The organism is Candidatus Phytoplasma fabacearum, assembly GCF_030586805.1.
Lineage (GTDB): Bacteria > Bacillota_I > Bacilli_A > Acholeplasmatales > Acholeplasmataceae > Phytoplasma > Phytoplasma fabacearum.
Map to the genome: position 1 here is coordinate 1 of NZ_JAOSIM010000050.1, position 1121 is coordinate 1121.

Annotated in this window: 1 pseudogene; it reads right to left on the bottom strand. The window is 22.7% G+C overall.

The annotated features are described in order from the left end of the window. Window positions 1-868: 868 nt before the first annotated feature. Window positions 869-1121 (bottom strand): annotated as a pseudogene (locus OC705_RS02535) (sigma-70 family RNA polymerase sigma factor); the annotation flags it as partial.

Sequence of the window (1121 nt, forward strand, 5' to 3'; positions counted from 1 at the left end):
TCGAAAGAGAGTAAATTATGGAAAGCCGGATGCTGGGAAACTTGCTTGTCCGGTTTGGACGGGGGCTGATTGTAAATAAAACAGCAAAGATAAATCGCTGAATAAAACGCAATTAATCTATCCGTATAATCAAAGTAATTTATATGATTCATTATCTTTAGATATTTATCGATATTTAAAAAAATGGTACTGTGATAATTTTATGTGTTTAAATAATCAAGGCAATTTAAAACCTAAAAATCTTGATATGAATAAAGTAATTTTATTTTTTAAAAAAACTTTATTTTAAAGTGGTTTTATTAATAATATAAAATTCAAAAATATTAATAATATTATCAGAAACTAAAGTGATTTTAGTCATAATGAATATGATAATTAGTTTTAACCAAATAAGGGTTAATTGTGTCAATTAAAAAAATTACATATTAAAAATTACATTAAAACCATTCCCTATACTGCGCGCTAAACTCTGTTTGCTATACAATTTTTTTAAGTAATTAACAATAAAGATACTAATTATTGGTTATTTTTGTTTGTTTTTAGCTCTTTTTAAATGAGTTAAATTTGTTGAATTTCTTTTTCTTTGGAAAAATTTTTTTACATTTAAAAAAGTTTAAAAAAATAACCCCTCACTATATATTTAGAAAGTTAAAAAAATGGCGAACAAAATAAAAAAAATATTTTTTAATTTTTTTGAGTTAAAATATGAAAAAGTAAAAAATAAAAAGACCAACTGATAAATTGATCTTAATGATTATTAATTAATTATTTAATTGTAATACTTTTGGGGTGCAGCACGGATAATTGTGGTTAATATTTACCAATGTTATTCCAAAATCTAAACAAATAATTTTAAATTCAGTGTCACTTAAATTTTTTTTAATTTCTTAATAAAAAATTCATGTTTTAATTCTCTTAACCAGTATTGATGTGAGTTTAGATTTTTAGAAAATGTTAAAGGGGTGGTTTCTTCTCTTAATTCCTTGTTGTCGAATTTTATTTTTTCTTTTACTTTTCTTTGGGGGATCGAAGGAGTATGACTTTTTCTAATTAATTCTCTTATTTCAAATTTTATGATATCAATTGCATAATTCAGAAATGAATATCCGATATCTTCATAT